The 15,793-nt window shown below is 60.2% G+C and carries 14 protein-coding genes; 9 read left to right on the top strand and 5 right to left on the bottom strand.

Translation table 11 applies throughout. From position 1 onward, the window contains the following. Positions 1-4: 4 nt before the first annotated feature. A complete protein-coding gene (locus WNB94_RS05510) occupies positions 5-1,498 on the bottom strand; it encodes an O-antigen ligase family protein (protein WP_341388936.1) in 1,494 nt (497 codons plus the stop codon). Then, on the bottom strand, positions 1,498-2,184 hold the full coding sequence (epsI, locus tag WNB94_RS05505; RefSeq protein ID WP_341388935.1) for an exosortase-associated protein EpsI, B-type: 687 nt from the start codon (positions 2,182-2,184) through the stop codon (positions 1,498-1,500). Before epsI ends, WNB94_RS05510 begins: the two co-directional genes overlap by 1 nt. 248 nt (positions 2,185-2,432) lie before the next feature. Here epsI and WNB94_RS05500 point away from each other — a divergent pair, with 248 nt between their 5' ends. Genes WNB94_RS05500 through WNB94_RS05480 form a run of 5 tightly spaced genes read left to right on the top strand, consistent with a single transcriptional unit; the run spans position 2,433 to position 9,053 of the window. After that, complete coding sequence (locus tag WNB94_RS05500; RefSeq protein ID WP_341388934.1) at positions 2,433-3,473, top strand: NAD-dependent epimerase; 1,041 nt, start codon at positions 2,433-2,435, stop codon at positions 3,471-3,473. Further along, positions 3,470-4,543 (top strand): glycosyltransferase family 4 protein, encoded by a 1,074-nt coding sequence (locus WNB94_RS05495; protein WP_341388932.1) that lies wholly within the window; start codon positions 3,470-3,472, stop codon positions 4,541-4,543. Before WNB94_RS05500 ends, WNB94_RS05495 begins: the two co-directional genes overlap by 4 nt. Beyond that, a complete protein-coding gene (locus WNB94_RS05490) occupies positions 4,540-6,540 on the top strand; it encodes a heparinase II/III family protein (protein ID WP_341388930.1) in 2,001 nt (666 codons plus the stop codon). The genes WNB94_RS05495 and WNB94_RS05490 overlap by 4 nt, the downstream gene beginning before the upstream one ends. A gap of 10 nt (positions 6,541-6,550) precedes the next feature. Continuing rightward, entirely contained in the window at positions 6,551-7,864 is a 1,314-nt protein-coding gene (locus tag WNB94_RS05485) for a nucleotide sugar dehydrogenase (RefSeq protein WP_341388929.1), read from the top strand. After that, positions 7,848-9,053 (top strand): glycosyltransferase family 4 protein, encoded by a 1,206-nt coding sequence (locus tag WNB94_RS05480; protein WP_341388928.1) that lies wholly within the window; start codon positions 7,848-7,850, stop codon positions 9,051-9,053. The genes WNB94_RS05485 and WNB94_RS05480 overlap by 17 nt, the downstream gene beginning before the upstream one ends. Before the next feature lie 71 nt (positions 9,054-9,124). On the opposite strand, the gene WNB94_RS05475 is transcribed toward WNB94_RS05480, so the two are convergent. Next, positions 9,125-10,225, bottom strand: coding sequence for a heparin lyase I family protein (locus WNB94_RS05475; RefSeq protein ID WP_341388927.1), 1,101 nt, complete (start codon positions 10,223-10,225; stop codon positions 9,125-9,127). 119 nt (positions 10,226-10,344) lie between these two features. After that, entirely contained in the window at positions 10,345-11,448 is a 1,104-nt protein-coding gene (locus tag WNB94_RS05470; RefSeq protein WP_341388925.1) for a nucleotidyltransferase family protein, read from the bottom strand. A gap of 215 nt (positions 11,449-11,663) precedes the next feature. Between WNB94_RS05470 and rfbB the strand changes: the two genes are divergently transcribed. Genes rfbB through rfbC form a run of 4 tightly spaced genes read left to right on the top strand, consistent with a single transcriptional unit; the run spans position 11,664 to position 15,120 of the window. Then, on the top strand, positions 11,664-12,737 hold the full coding sequence (gene rfbB, locus WNB94_RS05465; RefSeq protein WP_341388924.1) for a dTDP-glucose 4,6-dehydratase: 1,074 nt from the start codon (positions 11,664-11,666) through the stop codon (positions 12,735-12,737). Beyond that, positions 12,737-13,633 (top strand): dTDP-4-dehydrorhamnose reductase, encoded by an 897-nt coding sequence (rfbD, locus tag WNB94_RS05460; protein ID WP_341388922.1) that lies wholly within the window; start codon positions 12,737-12,739, stop codon positions 13,631-13,633. The genes rfbB and rfbD overlap by 1 nt, the downstream gene beginning before the upstream one ends. 20 nt (positions 13,634-13,653) lie before the next feature. Continuing rightward, positions 13,654-14,538, top strand: a complete 885-nt coding sequence (gene rfbA, locus WNB94_RS05455) for a glucose-1-phosphate thymidylyltransferase RfbA (protein ID WP_341388921.1) — start codon at positions 13,654-13,656, stop codon at positions 14,536-14,538. A gap of 21 nt (positions 14,539-14,559) precedes the next feature. Continuing rightward, on the top strand, positions 14,560-15,120 hold the full coding sequence (rfbC, locus tag WNB94_RS05450; protein ID WP_341388920.1) for a dTDP-4-dehydrorhamnose 3,5-epimerase: 561 nt from the start codon (positions 14,560-14,562) through the stop codon (positions 15,118-15,120). Between the two features lie 72 nt (positions 15,121-15,192). On the opposite strand, the gene WNB94_RS05445 is transcribed toward rfbC, so the two are convergent. Continuing rightward, positions 15,193-15,693 (bottom strand): PEP-CTERM sorting domain-containing protein, encoded by a 501-nt coding sequence (locus WNB94_RS05445; protein WP_341388917.1) that lies wholly within the window; start codon positions 15,691-15,693, stop codon positions 15,193-15,195. Between the last annotated feature and the right edge of the window lie 100 nt (positions 15,694-15,793).

Genomic DNA, 15,793 nt, shown 5'->3' with positions numbered 1-15,793 from the left:
CAGATTACAGGCGAGAGTCGCGCACAGAAGCTTGCGCCGCGCCCAAAATCAAACCCAGGGCTCCCCATGCCAATATCTGCATCGGAACGGGCATCCATGACGATCCAGTAATGCCAAAGATAGCAAAGACAAACAACACCATGGCGCCGCCTCTAGCCCCGGCGCGCAACCACGTAGGAGCAAAATCCTGCGTACTCAAGCTCCTGAATTTTTGCCACAGCAGGAAAACGCCAGTCAATACAGCAAGGGTTCCCATTAATCCCATATCCATTAAGAGGCGAAGATAGGCGTTGTGCGGGTGGGTAATCAAATGCGGTGTAAGGCCTGTCCAGCTAGCATTGGACCACAGCATGGACATCATGCCTCTCCCGACAATCGGGCTCTGTGCTATGTCGTATAAAACTGGAATCCAAATGCCAGCTACACGACCAGCCGTAAGCTTGTCGGTTTTGCCCATTGACTGCACGTCAGTCGCGCCGGGCTTAATGCCTTCAGAAATCCGATCGATCACCTCTTGCGGTAGTAGCATGGCAATGACGGATATAACCAGAACTCCTGCCAGCAGTCTGACGCCATTTTTTGCGCCAAAAAAATAGAATCCGGCAGCTATCATCAATCCAAGAAACGCTGCCCGCGAAAATGTTAGCATCACAGCGACAGCAGCAACCCCCATCACGGCCCAACAAGCAGCCTTTACCGCTACGCTCCTTAAGCCCGCCTGAATAAACAAAACGAAGACAATGCCTGTAACAAGCATGGGTCCCAACTCATTAGCATGCATTCCGACAACGTTCAAGGCTTGACGATTTGTCGAGTCCGCTAGGCCCGCAAGTCCCAGGCCAGAAGAAAGGGCCCCGTAAAAGACAACCAAAACCATCACAAGAATAGATAAAACAAATGGTATTAGCAGCAAATTAGGGCGGCGGCTTTCTTTTGCGGCTGCAGCGACCAAATACGCGTAGAGCATGAAGAAGAGCGGCTTAATAACAACATCCCGGAGGTATGGTGCGGGGGTTGAGTATTTTATTTGGTTGTCAATCAGGTATCCTGGGAATATGTTGTTGACGTGTGTGGATCCTATAAAGCCCGCAGCCAGTAGCGGTAACACATAAAACCAGAAAAATTTACTCGAAACCTTCAGTGGCCCGTCCTGACTGAAAAGATGTTTGAGAAAATAAACGCCCGCTGTGCCTAGCAAAATCAGGTTTTCAGGGCTGAATCCCGTGATGCCAAACAGTTGCCTGGGAAATAGATAGGTGTTGGACACCGGCATGATCAAAATCAACGCCACCACGCCAACTCGGTAATCCCAGAGCATGAGCGCGCCTACGGCCACCATCACCACCAGCAGCGCAATCAAGATACCCAACCCCAGGCCTGTTGCTGCGCCCATCAGGCTCGCAAAAAACAACACCGCCACAATGGGCAGTGCTTTTTTGATCCATGCGCCTAAACCCGCCAGGCGGCTGGCGGGTACGTTTTCTTGCCAAACGTTCATCAAGCCCCCGGATTGGTACCCAGGACCGCGATCACGCGTGGGCTGTTGATGTGACCCACCAACTCACGCACAAACGCGTCGTGCAATACATAGGCCGCCTTGGGGTCTGAGCCGAAGCTGGATACGCGTACCAACGCGCCATCAGGAATCACACCCTTCAGGCCGTAGCCAATTTGCACGAACAAGCGCTCAAACCGGCCAAGTACGGCCCGGTCTGCCATGGTGAACCAGTAGGTCACGGGCTCTTTGCGTGAGCCCTGTTCTGCAAACATGCGTGTGACCGGCAGTGCGGCCGCGCCCACATGCAACCGGTCGTTGTGGACTTTGGACACCTTAAAGCCCTGCGCTGTGTAGCAGACCTCTTGCCTGTGGGCCTTGAGGGCGTCGGTCTGGTCGCCACCGTATGCAATGCTCAGCATGACCCGGTCACCCTTGCTGTTGACGTACGTGCGGTTGACGATCTGATCGTAGATCTTGTCGACCGTTTCCTGCACGTCAGGCGAAGGCTCGATCACCTCATTGGAGTGGTCGGCACGCCAATCGCCGAACTGCTCAGGGATGTTGTTGCCAATCTCGACGATGGACTCTTCCATCCGGTGGGCGGGCTTGAGTTGGTCGGCAGCCACGTAAGACGCCGCCAGCACCAGCAGCACGGCCAGGGTTTTGAGCTTGACGATGGAGGTCATGGCATGAACGTCGATGGGTAGTGAGGGGGCGTTTGAGCATCAGGGATTGCTCGCCGTAATCAGGATACACAAACCAGTGTGTCAGTTCCCTGAAAGTGGATCCCCTGTATGGGCGTGTGTAGATTGACACATTGTCTCAATACACTCAGCCGGGCGGTGGTTGGTGATGCGAAAGGGTGGCAGACTTTTGTGGTCTGGCTTTTGCTTGCTGCATGGCCGCTAGAAGCAGGTTTTAGGACGTCCACAACATGAAAGTACTTGTCACGGGAGTCGCCGGGTTCATCGGCATGCACACGGCGTTGGCCTTGCTGGCCCGTGGTGATGAAGTGGTCGGCATCGACAACATCAACGACTACTACGATCCGCAACTCAAGCTTGATCGCTTGGCGCACATCCAGTCGCAGATTGAGTCAAGTTGGCCGAATGCTCGGTTTGCGTTCCAGAAGCTTGATCTGGCCGACGATGCCGGCATGGACGCGTTGTTCCAGGCGCAAGGCTTTGACGCTGTGGTGCATTTGGCGGCCCAGGCCGGGGTGCGCTACTCGCTTCAAAACCCCCGTGCGTATTCGCAGTCCAACCTGTCTGGCTTTGTGAACGTGCTGGAGGGCTGTCGCCACACGGGCGTCAAGCACTTGGTGTACGCCAGCAGCTCCAGCGTGTATGGCGGCAACGTCAAGATGCCGTTTGCCGAAACTGATCCGGTGGATCACCCCGTCAGCCTGTATGCGGCCACCAAAAAGGCCAATGAGCTGATGGCCCACACCTACAGCCACCTGTACGGCTTGCCGACCACGGGCTTGCGTTTCTTCACGGTGTATGGCCCGTGGGGGCGTCCTGACATGGCCCCCATGCTGTTCACCCGTGCCATTCGTGCGCAAGAGGCCATCAAGGTGTTCAACCACGGCAAGATGCGCCGTGACTTCACCTACATCGACGACATCGTGGCCGGTGTGGTGGGCACGCTGGACCGCATTCCCGGGCCAGATGCCGAGTTCAATCGCGAGGTGCCCAACCCATCATCGTCGTGGGCGCCTTACCGCGTGTTCAACATTGGGCACAGCGAGCCTGTTGAATTGATGGATTTCATCGCCGCACTTGAAAAGGCCCTGGGGCAAGAGGCCATCAAAGATTTCCAGCCCATTCAGCCAGGCGACGTGGTGGCCACGTTTGCCGACACCGCCCGGTTGGAGGCCTGGACGGGCGTTCATCCCGGCACATCGATCGATGAAGGCGTGCGCCGCTTTGTGGAGTGGTACGTTGCCTACTTTGGCAGCCGCAGCAAGGCATGAGCAAGGTTGCAATGATCGGCACGCATTTCGACACGATGGGTGGCATCTCATCGGTGGTCGGCGTGTACCGTGCGGCGGGCATTTTTGAGCGGTGTGGCGTGGAGTACATCCCAACGCATTGCGACGGCTCAGCCACCAATAAGCTGTTGATTTTGGTGCGCGCATGGTTGTGTTTCATGCTGGGGTTGTTGGGCTTTCGCTGGCAGATCGTGCATGCGCACATGTCATCCCGAGCCAGTTTTTGGCGTAAATCTTTATTCCTGCTGCCTGCGTTTACGTTCGGGCGGCCAGTGGTGCTGCACCTGCACGGCTCTGAGTTCAAGATTTTTTACGAGCAAGAGTGCAGCGCCTGGCAGCGCTGGTTTGTGCGCCTGGTGTTCAAGCGCAGCGCCTGCGTGATTGTGCTGTCGCCCTCCTGGCAGGCGTGGGTGCGTGAGCATTGCCCCAGCCGGGATGTGCGCGTGGTGTTCAACCCGGTGCTGTATCGACACGAGACGGCCAAACCCGACGCCAGCTACGCGGCGCAGCGCATTTTGTTTTTGGGGCGGCTTGGCAAGCGCAAGGGCGCTTATGACCTGGTTGACGCGCTGGCCGTGTTGAAGGGGCAGGGCATCACGCCTGAGTTGCTGATGGGGGGCGATGGCGAAGTGGAAGAGGTGCGGGCGCATGCCCAGCGCCAGGGCGTGGCCGATCAGGTGCGGTTTTTAGGTTGGGTGCGCGGCGTCGACAAGCAACGCCTGCTGGACGACGCCACCCTGTACTGCCTGCCGTCTTACAACGAAGGCCTGCCCATGGGCGTGCTGGAGGCGATGGAGGCCGGGTTGCCCATCGTGTCCACGCCGATTGGCGGCATCCCTGATGCGGTGACCCCTGGGCAGGAGGGCGCCTTGGTCACACCGGGCGACGTGCCCGCCCTGGCCCAAGCCCTGCATGGGCTGCTCACTCAACCTCAGATGGCCCGCCAGCAAGGGCAGGCCGCCCGCGCCAAGGTACGGCAGTTGTTTTCTCACCTCGCGGTTGAGCCTCAACTTGCCGAGGTGTATGCCGCTGTGCTGAAGGGGCGCCCATGAGTGGCCTGCTCTGGAAGCTGAACCGGCTTCGCACCATGGACCCGGCAGAGGTGTTGTACCGGGTTGAACAGTTGGTGCATGGCAAGTTGCAGAACCTGGGCGTGGGCCTGGCGCGGCAACCCGCAGTGCCCTCGGGCCGCAGCGGGCGCTGGCTGACGCCCCCACCACCAGCCCTGCTGGATGCAATACCCTACCTGCAAGCGGCCGATGAGGTGCTGGCGGGCCGGTTCAATGTGTTTGCCATGCGTGGCGCGCCGCTGGGGTTTCCCCCGCAGTGGAACCAAGACCCGCGCACCGGTACCGTAGCCCCGATGGTGTTCGGCAAAACGCTGAACTACCGCGATGAACGCATCGTGGGCGACATCAAATACCTCTGGGAGCCCAGCCGGCACCTGGAACTGGTGACACTGGCGCAAGCTTGGCACCTGAGCCGCGACGCTCGCTACCTGAGCGGTGTGCGCACGTTGCTGGAGTCATGGATGGACCAGTGCCCCTACATGGTGGGGGTGCACTGGGTGAGCTCGCTGGAGCATTCGGTGCGTCTGGTGAACTGGGCCGCCGCCTGGCACCTCTTGGGCGGCGATGAGTCCCCCTTGTTTGCAGGGAGTGATGGCGCACGCTTCAAGCAACGCTGGCTCACTTCTGTGTTTCAGCACTGCCACTTCATCAGCGGGCATTTTTCAAAGCACTCATCGGCCAACAACCACTTGCTGGGCGAATACATGGGCCTGTTGTTTGGCGCCATGACCTGGCCCATGTGGCCCGAGATGCGTGGCTGGGCCGCCTTGGCGCAGCGTGGCTTCGAGGCCGAGGCGCTCAAACAAAACACGCACGATGGCGTCAACAAAGAGCAGGCTGTCTACTATCACCATGAGGTGATGGACATGATGCTGTTGTGCGGCACCTTGTTGCGCGCCAACGGGCAGGATTTCTCGGCGGCCTATTGGGAACGTCTGCAGCGCATGACCGATTTTGTACATGCGCTGATGAACCAGGGCGGGGAGATCCCGATGATTGGTGATGCCGACGACGCGTTGATGGTGCGTTGGGATCCCCGCCCCGACTTCGATCTTTACCAGGCACTGCTGGCATCTGGCGCAGCATTGTTTTCGCGCGCTGACTTCAAGTTCAAGGCCGAGCAGTTTGGCGACAAAAACCTGTGGTTGCTGGGCGCCGAGGCTGCACAAGCATTTGAGCTGCTGCCCGCCCGGGTCGAGGCGCCAGTGCCGCAATTCCCCGAAGGGGGCTACTACATCATGGGCGCAGGGTTTGACACGCCCTCTGAGGTCAAGGCCGTTGTCGATTGCGCTCCGCTGGGTTACCTGAGCATCGCGGCACATGGCCATGCTGATGCGCTGGCGATGGTGCTGTCGGTGGGGGGCAAAGAAATCCTGTCGGACGTGGGGACCTACGCTTACCACACCCAAAAGGCCTGGAGAGACTACTTTCGGGCCACCCACGCCCACAACACCGTGCGTGTGGACGAGCAAGACCAGTCGGTGATCGGTGGTAACTTCATGTGGCTGGACAAGGCAGAGGCGCGCTGCCTGAAGTTTGAGCCCTCAGGGCCCATCCAGCACTTCTCTGGCACGCACAACGGCTACCGCCGCTTGAGCGATGCCGTGACGCACCAGCGCGACATCGACTTCGATGCGGTCTCGTCGTGCTTTAAGGTGAATGACCAGTTGAGCTTCAAGGGCGAGCACATCATCGAAGTGTGCTGGAACCTGCACGAGGACTGTACGGTAGAAGTTGGCGATGACTGCTTGACGATATGTCGGGATGGGCAGACTGTGCACCTGCGGGTGGTGTCCAGCAGCGCACCATTGACGTTGAGCGGCAGAAAAGGCGAGGACAACCCGATCGGTGGCTGGATCTCTCATCGGTTTGACGAAAAAACGCCGTCCCACCAGTTCATCTGGCGTGGTCGGTTTGTCGGCGGGGCCAGCATTCGAACGGAAATTGCTTGCACGCCTTCTACGATTGCTCAGGAGTAAGGTGAACATCATGAAAATCAGTGTTTTTGGACTGGGTTATGTGGGTGTGGTGGCCGCAGGCTGCATGGCAGCCGATGGACACACCGTGATCGGGGTGGACCCCAGCAAGACCAAGGTTGACCTCATCAACAAGGGTGTACCGCCCATCGTTGAGAAAGACATTGGCGAAATCGTGGCAGCTGCGGCGGCTACCGGTCAGTTGAGCGCCACGGAAGACGCCCGCAAGGCCGTGATGGAGACCGACATCTCGCTGATTTGCGTGGGCACGCCCAGCCAGCTCAACGGCTCGCTGGACCTGCGCTATGTGCGCAAGGTGTGCGAAGAGATCGGCGCCACCTTGAAAGACAAGGCGGCCTTCCATGTGGTGGTGGCACGCAGCACCATGCTGCCCGGCACCATGCGTGATGTGGTGATTCCGACGCTGGAAGAGTTCTCAGGCAAGGTGGCTGGCAAAGACTTTGGCGTGTGCAACAACCCCGAGTTCTTGCGCGAAGGCACTGCCGTGTGGGATTACCGCAACCCGCCCAAGACCGTGATTGGCGAAACCGACGGCAAGAGCGGCGATGTGCTGGCCTCGCTGTACGAGGGGCTGGATGCGCCCATGATTCGCACCACGGTGGAAGTGGCCGAGATGGTGAAGTACGTGGACAACGTGTGGCACGCCCTGAAAGTGGGTTTTGCCAACGAAATCGGCAACATCTGCAAGCAGTTGGACATCGACAGCCACAAGGTGATGGAGATTTTCTGCAAGGACACCAAGCTGAACCTGTCGCCCTACTACCTGAAGCCTGGTTTTGCCTTTGGCGGCTCGTGCCTGCCCAAGGACGTACGCGCCCTGACCTACAAAGGCCGCGCGCTGGACCTGAACCTCCCCATCCTGAGCTCCATCCTGCCCAGCAACGAGCTGCAGATTGCCAAGGGTTACGACATGATCGTGAACAAGGGCAAGCGCAAGGTGGGCGTGCTGGGCTTCAGCTTCAAGGCCGGTACCGACGACCTGCGCGAAAGCCCTGTGGTGGAGGTGATCGAGCGCCTGTTGGGCAAGGGCTTTGACCTGAAGCTGTACGACAAGAACGTGAACATCGCCGCCCTGACGGGCGCCAACCGGGACTACATCCTCAACCACATCCCCCATATCTCCAAGATCATGGTGAGCACGGTGGAAGAGGTGCTGGAGCACGCCGACGTGATCGTGATTGGCAACGGTGCCAAAGAGTTCGGCAGCATTGCCAGCCAGCTCAAACCAGAACAACAGATCGTCGATCTGGTGCGCGTGAGCGCGCTGGAAGGCAACGGGGACAGCTACGATGGCATTTGCTGGTAAGCGGCAACGCAAGGTTCTGATCATCGTCGAGAACCTGCCTTCTCCTTTCGACCGACGCGTGTGGCAGGAAGCCAAGGCCTTGACGGCCGCAGGCTACCTGGTGAGCATCATTTGCCCCACGGGCAAGGGCTACGAGTCAAGGTACGAAGAAATCGATGGCATTCACATCCATCGGCACCCGTTGCCATTGGAGGCAGATGGTGCTTTGGGGTACCTGATCGAGTATTCCACCGCGCTGTTCTGGGAGTTCACGCTGGCGTGGAAAGTGCTGTTTGCACGCGGGTTTGACGTGATCCACGCGTGCAACCCGCCTGACAACATCTTCTTGGTCGGGGGTTTTTTCAAGTTCTTGCTGGGCAAGAAGTTCTTGTTTGACCACCACGACATCAACCCGGAACTGTACGAGGCCAAGTTTGGCCGACGTGATTTCTTCTACAAGCTGATCTGCCTGTTCGAGCGCCTGACGTTCAAGACGGCCGATGTATCGATCGCCACCAACGAATCGTACCGGCGCATTGCGCTGGAGCGCGGCGGCATGGACCCGAAGAAGGTGTTTGTGGTGCGCAGCGGCCCACAACTGGAGCGCCTGCGGCTGTGCCCACCTGTGCCTGCGCTGAAGAAAGGCAAGGATTTTCTGGTGGGTTATGTGGGTGTGATGGGCAAGCAGGAAGGGATTGATTACCTTCTGAAGGCGGCGCGCATCCTGGTGCATGACATGGGCCGCAAGAACATCCACTTCGGCCTGGTGGGCGGCGGCACCGCCTTGCAAGAGATGAAGGACTATGCCAAAGAACTGGGCGTGGACGATTACGTGACGTTCACCGGGCGTGTACCCGATCAAGACCTGCTGGACATGCTGAACACGGCCGACGTGTGCGTGAACCCGGACGAGGCCAACGAGATGAACGACAAGTCCACCATGAACAAGATCATGGAGTACATGGCCTTGGGCAAACCCATGGTGCAGTTCGACCTGACAGAAGGCCGATTCTCTGCACAAGAGGCATCGCTGTACGCCAAACGCAACGACGCCCACGACATGGCATTGAAGATCGCCGAGTTGCTGGACGACCCTGAGAGGCGCCTGCGCATGGGTGAGTTTGGCCGCAACCGGGTGGTCAATGAGCTGGAGTGGCAGTATGAAGTACCCAAGCTGTTGCAGGCTTACGAGACGCTTTGGGCCAAGTGAAGTTCTCAGCTGCTGACGTCTGAAAAACAAGGGGCCGAATACATCGGCCCCTTGTTTTTTTGCTTGAGACTTCAATAAAGCAGGGCACGCACCATGCTGGCGTTGTAATTGGCCGAGTCCTTTAGCAGCATCATGCTGGAGTAACTGGCCTCGATCGTCTCGGGTGCCCCAGGGTGCCAGTAGTTTGTGGTGGTGTTCCAGTGGTAGAGGCCAATCTTGGCGTAGTCTCTCGGGTTGGTGTACCGATATCCAAAAGGACCGCTGTAGTCAACAACCTTTGTGCCGTTGAGCCATATTTGGACAAACCCGGTACTGCCTGACGGGTCTACGTTGGCTTTCACCACAAAGTCTTGCCATTGATGAGGCTCCCACTGGTCGGTGCTCAGCAAGACCACAGCACTGGTGTTGTCTCGTGTCGGTGCACCTGAATCATTGAATTGAGCAACGATCTTCAGGTTTGTGCCGTTAACGATTGCAGCCAGGTGGGGCAGCAGGGCTTCGCCGGCATTATCTTCATGCCATTGCCACACAATCCGGTGCGAGGTTGCATCCCATTCACTGGTTTTCAGGCGAACGCCAAACCATATGTCAGTGAGTTGAGGAATGATTTGCGAATCACTGGCGAAGTAACGTTCACAACGCTGCGTGTTGATGCCTGACGTTACCGGGTCACTTTTCCACAACCGGAAGAGCATTGTTTTGTTGGCGCCATTCGCTGCTGATGTGTCACTGACGACGCCATGCTTCAGTTCAGTTATGCCGTCCGCACCACTGCCATACAAGCCATTTTGGATTGCGGCAATGGGGGTGTTTTGACCCATGCATTGCAGGCGGCCTACTGTAGTGGCTGATGTGTCACCAGCGCGCAAGCTAACCAGCACATCTTCATTCTGCAACAGAGCAAACGCCGATTCGGTACTGATGGCAGGCGCCTGCGATTGCGCACTGGTCAAGCCGCCCAGGCCGGACGTGTTCACAACCGAAGTGATATCGGTAACTTGCGCTTGCGTCAGAAGATCATCTTGGCTTGTGATGCCACTCGCATCCGCACGAGTAGATGACTCGTTTGAAGAGCCGCCACCGCCGCACGCAGTAAGCGATGCAGCGCTGATTGCCAGCGCGCAATGAGCAAAACGCAACCAAAAACTGGGCTGCCCGTCAGAGTAATTCATTTGGCCTGGACTTGGTGGGTGGACATCAGGTACGTGGGGTGACTGAATGATGCATCAGAACCAGCCTGAATCACCGGTAGTTGTGCGCAACCCTGATAAGGGTATCAATTGGTTACGCATCAGGCCCGGGCATCACCCCAACGCAGGGTGCTGGTTTCGTCGCCCTGGTAGGTGGTGTTGCCATTACGGTCCACGCAGTACTGGGGCGAAGCCACCACGTCGGCCATTTCGGTGTTTTCTGACACGCGCGTGTACTCGAACAACACGCTGCGCTTGACCGTGCAGTTCTTGCGCAACAGGCTGCCATGGCCAATCCAGCAGGGGCCTTCAATGGTCACGCCGGGCTCAATGTCGCAGCTGGAGCCGATGTACACCGGCCCGGTCACGTTCACGGTGTCCCAGTCAACGCGGGTGTTCAGGCCCACCCACACGCCGGGGCGCACCTGGGTGCCGGGCATGTCCATCTGGGCCACTTCACCGGCCAGCACGCGCTGGCACACCGCCCAGTAGTCAGACACGCGGCCAATGTCGATCCAGTTGAAGTGGCGGCTTTGCGCATAAAAGGGCATGCCCTTTTCAACCAGCAGCGGAAACAGCTCGCTGCCGATGTCGAACTCTTTGCCCGGCGGGATCAGGTCCAGCACCTGCGGCTCGAAGATGTAGATGCCGGTGGATGCCAGGTTGGACTTGGCCTCTTCGGGGCTGGGCTTTTCTTGAAACGACGTGACCCGGCCTTCTTTGTCGGCCACCACGATGCCGTAGTTCTTGACCTGGTCATCGGGCACCTCCAGCGTGATCACGCTGGCCATGGCGCCCTTGGTCTTGTGTTCGTACAGGGCCGATTTGAAGTCGATGTCGATGATGGCATCGCCACACAGCACGATGGTGGTTTCATCGAAGAAGCCCGAGTGATCCTGGATGCGGCGCATGCCACCGGCCGAGCCCAGCGGCTTGGGCACGATCTCGCCATGCTGGCGTGTGCCTTCGAAGGCATAGCCAATCTCAACGCCCCAGCGGTGGCCATCGCCAAAGTAGTTCTCGATCTTCCAGTGGTTGAAGGCCACGTTGACCATGATCTCGCGCACGCCATAGCGCGCCAGGTGCTCGATGATGTATTCCATCACCGGCTTGCCCAGGATGGGCACCATGGGCTTGGGGGTTTGCTTGGTGAGGGGGCGAACGCGGGTTCCCTGACCCGCGGCGAGGATCATTGCCTTGGCCATTTTTACTTCTGTTGTTGGTTGAGTTCGTTCTGAAAATAAAAGCCAGGCCATTGTGGCCCGGCATCATGACCATCATGCAACAACGGGGCCATGTGTTGTCAACCCCCACCCCAAGCGTCCCGCAAACGAAGGGCGCTGGTAATTTCTCCTTAAGACTTCGTGGCAGGCATGCCTTGCATAATTCAGCAACTCAAGGTTTGAAGATCAACTCCAAGATGCTTTTCATCACAGGCGGCGCCGGCTTCATCGGCGGCAACTTCGTGCACCACTGGCTGGCCCGCCATGGCGCCCAGGCTGAAAAGCTGGTGGTCTTTGACAAGCTCACCTACGCGGGCAACCCGCACACCATCGCCGGGCCCCTGGCCTCGGGCCAGGCCACGCTGGTGCAGGCCGACATCGCCGACCGCGAGGCCGTGCGCGCCGCGCTGGCCCAGTACCGGCCCCGCGCCATCCTGCACTTCGCGGCCGAAAGCCATGTAGACCGCTCCATCCACGGCCCCGGCGAGTTCATCCACACCAACATGGTGGGCACCTTCAGCCTGCTGGAAGAAGTGCGCGCCTACTGGGGCGCCATGCCTGAGGCCGACCAGGCCGCCTTCCGCTTCTTGCACGTCAGCACCGACGAGGTGTATGGCTCGCTGGCCGATACCGACCCCGCCTTCAGCGAAACCACGCCCTACGCGCCCAACAGCCCGTATTCGGCCAGCAAGGCGGGCAGCGACCACCTGGTGCGCGCCTATCACCACACCTACGGCCTGCCCACGCTCACCACCAACTGCAGCAACAACTACGGGCCCTATCACTTCCCTGAAAAGCTCATCCCGCTGATGATCTTGAACGCGCTGGAGGGCAAGCCCCTGCCGGTGTATGGCGATGGCCTGAACATCCGCGACTGGCTGTACGTGCGCGACCACTGCGAGGCCATCTGCCAGGTGCTTGAAAAAGGCACCCCGGGCGAGACCTACAACGTGGGCGGCATCAACGAGATCCGCAACATCGATGTGGTCAACACGGTGTGCGGCATCCTGGATGAGCTGCGCCCCCGCGCCGATGGCAGCCCCTACGCCTCATTGATCACCTACGTGACCGACCGCCCCGGCCACGACCGCCGCTACGCCATCGACCCCACCAAGATCCAGCGCGAGATTGGCTGGGCCCCGGCCGAAACCTTTGCCACCGGCATCCGCAAAACGGTGCAATGGTTTCTGGACAACAGCGAGTGGATCGATACCGTGCGCTCGGGCGCCTACCGGGATTGGATCAGCACCAATTACGCGGGGCGCAGCTGATGAGCGGTGGCTCCAACATTTTGCTGCTGGGCTGCGGTGGCCAGGTGGGCTGGGAGCTTCAGCGCGCGCTGGCGCCGCTGGGCCGGGTGCACGCACACGATGCCGACACGGCCAACTTCACGCAGCCTGAGCAGGTGGCCGCGCTGGCGCGCAGCCTGCGCCCTGATGTGATCGTGAATGCGGCCGCCCACACGGCTGTGGACAAGGCCGAAAGCGAGCCCGAGCTGGCCCGCCTGATCAACGCCACCACGCCGGCCCGGCTGGCCGAGGTGGCGGCCGAGCAGGGCGCTTTGCTGGTGCACTACAGCACCGACTATGTGTTTGATGGCAGCGGCACCGCCCCGCGCGACGAGCAGGCCCCCACCGGCCCCTTGAGCGTGTACGGCAGCACCAAGCTGGAGGGCGAGCAGGCCATCCAGGCCAGCGGCTGCCGGCATCTGATCTTTCGCACCAGCTGGGTGTATGCGGCGCGCGGGGGCAACTTTGCGCGCACCATGCTGCGGCTGGCGGCCGAGCGCGATGCGCTGAAGGTGATCAGCGACCAGGTGGGCGCCCCCACGGGGGCTGACCTGCTGGCCGATGTGACGGCCCACGCGGTGCGCGCGGTGCAGGGCCATGATGGCTTGCTGGGCCTGTACCACCTGGTGGCCGGCGGCGAAACCAGCTGGCATGCCTACGCCACCCATGTGATCGAGTGGGCGCGGGCCCAGGGCCTGCCCGTGAAGGTGGCGCCCGGCGCGATCGAGGCCATTCCCACCACGGCCTACCCCACGCCGGCGGCCCGCCCATTGAATTCGCGCCTGAACACGGCCAAGTTGCAGGCGGCCTTCGGGCTGACGCTGCCGCATTGGCAGCAGGGCGTTGACCGCATGTTGACCGAGATGTCTGGCCAGTAATCAGGGAAGTGAGTCAAGTCATGAACAACCGAAAAGGCATCATCCTGGCCGGGGGCTCGGGCACGCGCCTGCACCCCGCCACCCTGGCCATCAGCAAGCAGTTGCTGCCGGTGTACGACAAGCCCATGGTGTATTACCCACTCAGCACGCTGATGCTGGCGGGCATGCGCGACATCTTGCTGATCAGCACGCCGCAAGACACGCCGCGCTTTCAGGCGCTGTTGGGCGATGGCAGCCAGTGGGGCATCAACCTGCAGTACTGTGTGCAGCCCAGCCCCGATGGCCTGGCGCAGGCCTTCATTCTGGGCAAAGAGTTCATCAATGGCGCCCCCAGCGCCCTGGTGCTGGGCGACAACATCTTTTACGGGCATGACTTTGCGGGCCTGCTGGGCCGGGCGCATGCGCAGGCCACAGGCGCCAGCGTGTTTGCCTACCACGTGCACGACCCCGAGCGCTATGGCGTGGTGGAGTTCGATGCGCAGCAGCGCGCGCTGAGCATTGAAGAAAAGCCCAAAGTGCCCAAGAGCAATTACGCGGTCACGGGCCTGTATTTTTACGATGAGCAGGTGTGCGACATCGCCGCCAGCATCCAGCCCAGCGCGCGTGGCGAGCTGGAGATCACCGACGTGAACGCCACCTACCTGCGCCAGGGGCAACTGAGCGTTGAGATCATGGGCCGGGGCTACGCCTGGCTGGACACGGGCACCCACGACAGCCTGATGGAGGCCGGGCAGTTCATCGCCACACTGGAAAAACGCCAGGGCTTGAAGGTGTCATGCCCCGAAGAGATTGCCTACCGCGCGGGCTGGATCTGCGCCGAGCAACTGGAGGCGCTGGCCCAGCCCATGCTGAAGAACGGCTATGGCCAATACCTGCAGCGCATCCTGAAAGAAACCGTGTATTGATCCAGGCATAAAGCAGCGACCATGAAGTTCATTCCAACCGCCATCCCCGATGTGGTGATCATCGAGCCCGCCCGGTTTGGCGACGACCGTGGCTGGTTCATGGAAAGCCACAACCAGCCCAAGTTTGAAGCGGGCCTGCGTGAGCTGGGCCTGCCCGTGCCGCGCCCCTTTGTGCAAGACAACCACTCATGCAGCCAGGCCGGCGTGCTGCGCGGCCTGCATTACCAGCGGGCCCCGCACGCGCAAGGCAAGCTGGTGCGGGTGGTGAAGGGCCGGGCCTTTGACGTGGCGGTGGACATTCGCGCCGCATCGCCCACGTTTGGGCAGTGGGTGGGCGTCGAGCTGTCGGCCACCAACCACCGCATGATGTGGCTGCCCGAAGGCTTTGCCCACGGCTTTGTGGCCCTGGAAGACGACACCCACTTTTTGTACAAGACCACCGATGTCTATGCCAAAGACTGCGAAGGCAGCATCGCCTGGAACGACCCGGCCATCGGCATTGACTGGCCTGTGGGCGGCCTGAGCATCAAGCTGGCGCCCAAGGATGAGCAGGCGCCGTTGTTGGCGCAGGCGGTGTTTTGAGCAAAAAAAACCGGCCCTGAGGCCGGTTTTTGCTGAGGTGCCACCAGGGCACCTGCACCATGTGGCGCTGGATCAGACCTTGCGGCGGCGCGAGGCCACCAGACCGACCACGCCCAGACCCGCCAGGGCCAGGGCCATCGAGCCGGCTTCAGGCACGGGGGTGGTGATGGCGGTGGCCGTCACGGTGCCGGTGACGAAGCTGCCGAACGAGCCGGTGCTGTCAAACGAGATGCTGTAGCTGCCAGCGCTCAGGCCGGTGAACAGGGCGCTGCCCGACGCAGGCACGACCGTGTCGCTGAACGAGCCGCCGGTCACGGTGATGCCGTTGATGGTGGCCGGAGCGAACACCGACCAGAAGTCGGCGCTGAGGTCGAACGAGGTGGTGAAGCCGGGGGTGGCCACTTCAACCAGATCGAAGTAGAAGGTGCTGACGCCGTTGGCCAGGCCAACAAACGACACACCATCGGGGTTGGTGCCCAGCGAGCCGCCCGGATTGACCGCCTGAGGTGCGGCAAACGCAGCACCGGCAGAGGCCACCAGGACGGCCGCAGCGGCCAGTTTGGTGAGGTTCATGAAATTGCTCCTTGAAGGGTAAGCTGAGGTGGTCCTCGAGATAGAGGTTTTCCCTGTGCGTAATGTACCGGGCGGCGGTGTTTGAAACGCCCCCTCTGAT

This window comes from Aquabacterium sp. A3 (genome assembly GCF_038069945.1).
In the GTDB taxonomy this organism is placed as follows: domain Bacteria; phylum Pseudomonadota; class Gammaproteobacteria; order Burkholderiales; family Burkholderiaceae_C; genus Aquabacterium.
The sequence above is the reverse complement of the archived record's forward strand: the minus strand, read 5'-3'. Positions and strand labels throughout refer to the sequence as shown.